The sequence below is a fragment of the Microcystis sp. M53603_WE2 genome, from assembly GCF_030065435.1.
The window spans coordinates 1-3,717 of record NZ_JASJFF010000653.1; the positions used below are offsets into that span (position 1 = coordinate 1).

5 protein-coding genes are annotated in these 3,717 nt (G+C 40.5%); 3 read left to right on the forward strand and 2 right to left on the reverse strand.

Annotation, left to right across the window (positions count from 1 at the left end; translation table 11 throughout):
• Both PX481_RS14090 and recN read left to right on the forward strand, forming a co-directional pair.
• Positions 1-166 (forward strand): winged helix-turn-helix domain-containing protein (locus PX481_RS14090; RefSeq protein WP_288094790.1); only part of this gene is annotated, 166 nt, incomplete at its 5' end.
• Between the two features lie 248 nt (positions 167-414).
• On the forward strand, positions 415-2,169 hold the full coding sequence (gene recN, locus PX481_RS14095) for a DNA repair protein RecN (RefSeq protein WP_002763867.1): 1,755 nt from the start codon (positions 415-417) through the stop codon (positions 2,167-2,169).
• On the opposite strand, the gene PX481_RS14100 is transcribed toward recN, so the two are convergent.
• Positions 2,146-2,787 (reverse strand): Uma2 family endonuclease, encoded by a 642-nt coding sequence (locus PX481_RS14100; protein ID WP_002763869.1) that lies wholly within the window; start codon positions 2,785-2,787, stop codon positions 2,146-2,148. The genes recN and PX481_RS14100 overlap by 24 nt on opposite strands.
• 24 nt (positions 2,788-2,811) lie before the next feature.
• Positions 2,812-3,453, reverse strand: coding sequence for a Uma2 family endonuclease (locus PX481_RS14105; protein ID WP_002763870.1), 642 nt, complete (start codon positions 3,451-3,453; stop codon positions 2,812-2,814).
• Between the two features lie 121 nt (positions 3,454-3,574).
• Here PX481_RS14105 and PX481_RS14110 point away from each other — a divergent pair.
• A partial coding sequence (locus tag PX481_RS14110) for an FAD-dependent oxidoreductase (RefSeq protein WP_288094791.1) occupies positions 3,575-3,717 on the forward strand: 143 nt, incomplete at its 3' end.

The window sequence follows — 3,717 nt, forward strand, 5'->3', positions numbered from 1 at the left end:
CACCCATGAACAAATTTATCAGCATCTCTGGTCAGAAGGGGAGCAACCTAATAGTAATGTGGTTCCTGCCCTGATGCGCTTACTGCGTCGTAAAATCGAAGCGGCCGGAGAAACACCTCTAATTAATACTGTCTATGGGAAGGGCTACCGTTTCGGGGAAAATTAGGGGATGCTGAAAGATAATGAGAATAAGTAACTGGTTATAATTAAATTAAAAATGGATTTTAGGTTCGATCCCCCCTGCCCCCCTTAATAAGGGGGGTGCCGATCCCCCCTTAGTCCCCCCTTAATAAGGGGGGTGCCGATCCCCCCTTAGTCCCTCCTTAATCCCCCCTTAATCCCCCCTTAATAAGGGGGGTGTCTGATAATTTTTAACGCCTACCTACTTAGCAACTGATTACTGATTACTGATATATGTTATCCTGCCTACAAATTCAAAATTTTACCCTCATCGATCGCTTAGAATTAACTTTCGGGAACGGATTAAATGTACTGACCGGTGAGACGGGGGCAGGAAAATCAATTATATTAGATGCGATCGATATTGTTCTCGGTGGTAAAGTCAATCATCGCGTCATCCGTCAGGGAAGCCAACAATCAACCCTAGAAGCGACTTTTTCTCTGACTCCAGAATTAATTGCTTGGCTAGAAAGTCAGGAAATTGACCCATTAGAAGATAATAGTCTGACCATCAGCCGGGAATTAGTGATTACTAATAATTCCTTGCGTTCTCGTTCTCGGATTAACGGAGTCGTCGCTAATCGCCAACAAATGGCGCAAATAAGAGATTTTTTGGTAGAAATCACCGCCCAAGGTCAAACAGTTCAGTTAATGGACGCTAATCGACAGAGGGAATTATTAGATCTCTACGGGGGTGAATCGCTGCTGCGGCAGCGGGAAAAGGTAGCCACAGCCTACCTTAACTGGCAAGAAAGCAAGAATATTTTAAATAATAGGTTGCAATCGGAACAAAATCGCCTACAGAGATTAGATTTATTAGAATATCAACTAAAAGAACTAGAATCAGCTAATTTAACTGACGCTGACGAGTTGGAACAGTTGGAACAGGAAAGAAACCGACTCTCCCACGCTGTCGATTTGCAAAATTCCAGCTATCAAGTCTATCAACTCCTCTACCAAAACGATCGCGATCAACCGGCCGTCGCCGATTTGTTAGGAAAAGCTGAAAATATCTTGACAAATATGATGGTTTATGATACAAGTTTAGAGCCAATTTTAGAGATGGTGCGATCGGCATTAAATCAGGTGGTGGAAGCGGGACAGGAAATCAACGTTTATGGGGATAGTCTAGAGGCAGATCCCGAGAGATTGAACGAGATAGAAGAGAGAATTGTCCAACTTAAGCGCATTTGTCGCAAGTATGGCCCAAGTTTAGCCGAAGCGCTCGATTATTATCAGAAATTACAGCAGGAATTAGCGGAGTTGACGGGAGAAGGACAATCCATTGAAGAATTAGAAAAAATTTGTCAGCAACAGGAAAACATCTATCGAGAAACTAGCACCCAGTTGACCTTTTTGCGACAACAAACCGCTAGTCAACTAGAAAAACAATTGGTACAGGAATTAAAACCTTTAGCCATGGAAAAGGTGATTTTTGTCTGTCGGATTGACCCGGGTAATCCTAGCAGTCTGGGAGTCGATCAAGTGGTATTTTATTTTAGTCCCAATCCAGGGGAAAAAATCCAACCTTTATCCAGTACCGCTTCCGGAGGAGAAATGAGTCGTTTTCTCCTAGCGTTAAAGTCCTGTTTTTCCCAATCCCAATCGGCAGCAGCAACCCTAATTTTTGATGAAATTGATGCGGGAGTATCGGGAAAAGTTGCCCAGGCAATTGCCGATAAATTAGATCAATTAGGTCAACAATATCAAGTTTTGTGCGTTACCCATCAACCTTTAGTGGCTGCTTTAGCTGATCACCATTTTCGCGTTTATAAACAAATGATTGCCGAAGATAATCCCACTAATCTCTCGGAAATTCGCACAGTTGTCCGGGTTACTTCTCTTGATAATCGTCAGACGAGAAGGGAAGAATTGGCACAATTAACGGGAGGAAATTCGGCAGCAGATGCCATCGCTTTTGCCGAGTCTTTATTGGAGAAAGCGGCTGCCAAAAAACAGCAGGATTTAACCTTGAAATTGACTGATTAACCAACGTCCTACCTGACTTTGATCTCTGGTGCGTGCCTGTTGTAAAGCTGACTCTAAAACCGCAAGTTTTAAATTAGGTAAAACCTTTGATATATCAATTCTTTTACTACCTCGATCGATTATTTCAAAAGCGAATATTTGGGGATACTCTACCTTAACACTCCAATATTCACTAACCCCTAATTCTTCATAGAGTAAGCGTTTATTACCTAAGTCATCATTAAGGGTAGATTTTGAGATTTCAATGACTAAATCTGGTGGGGGATACTGATTCAAATCAATAATCGAAGTACCGTAGGGAATCAGATTAGCTTTCTCTGCAAAATAATAAGATATATCCGGTTGAACTTCTCGATAACCAGACCTGCGAAAACTGCAATTATCTTTGGCATTAAAGGTCAGATTTTTTAGGGTAGCATAGAGACTAACAGCGAAGATCAAAATAGCATGATCGCTGGCATGATCGTTACCAATAGGAGTCATTTCTAATCGATAATAGCCATTGTAATAATAACTTTTTCCTTGATTTTCTGGGAAGTTTTTAATTGCTTCTAAGTATTCTTCCCAACTAGCTTTAATCCATAAATCTGTCGAGATAGTAGTTTCTAGCTGTTGCATAATATTAGCCTCGATTTTATGGGGTTAACCTTGAAATTGACTGATTAACCAACGTCCCACCTGACTTTGATCCTTGCTGCGTGCCTGTTGTAAAGCTGACTCTAAAACCGCAAGTTTTAAATTAGGTAAAACCTTTGATATATCAATTCTTTTACTACCTCGATCGATTATTTCAAAAGCGAATATTTGAGGGTCATCTACCTTAACACTCCAGTATTCACTAACCCCTAATTCTTCATAGAGTAAGCGTTTATTACCTAAGTCATCATTGAGGGTAGATTTTGAGATTTCAATGACTAAATCTGGTGGAGGATACTGATTTAAATCAATAATCGAAGTCCCATTTGGTATCAGATTCGCTTTTTCTCCTAGATAGCAAGATATATCTGGCTGCACTTCTCTAATTCCTCTTTTACGATAAGAACAAGTGGGGAGTCCTTGAAAAGGAATTTCTTTGAGGATAGCGTAGAGACTCACCCCCAAAAAGACAACGTGATGATCTCTAGCGTGTTCAAATCCAATAGGAGTCATTTCTAATCGATAATAGCCATTGTAATAATAACTTTTTCCTTGATTCTCTGGGAGGTGGTTAATTGCTGCTAAGTATTCTTCCCAACTAGCTTTAATCCATCGGTCAGTTATCCCCTTAGTTTCTAACTGTTGCATAGTTATCCAGTCCCGCTTTCAACTTTTCCTCTAATTATAGCAATTATTGCTTAAATCAGAACCAGGGAACTGAGCAAGTATAATGATAGAATAGATTAATTGAGAAAAAATTAGCCCAATTATGACCACAACTTATGATTACATAATTATCGGTGGTGGTATCACCGGTTCCGCCTTAAGTTATGAACTAGCTAACCTAGGCAGTCGAGTCCTCTTATTAGAAAAAGAAACCCATCCCCTCAACGCCACTTTCTACAGTTACGG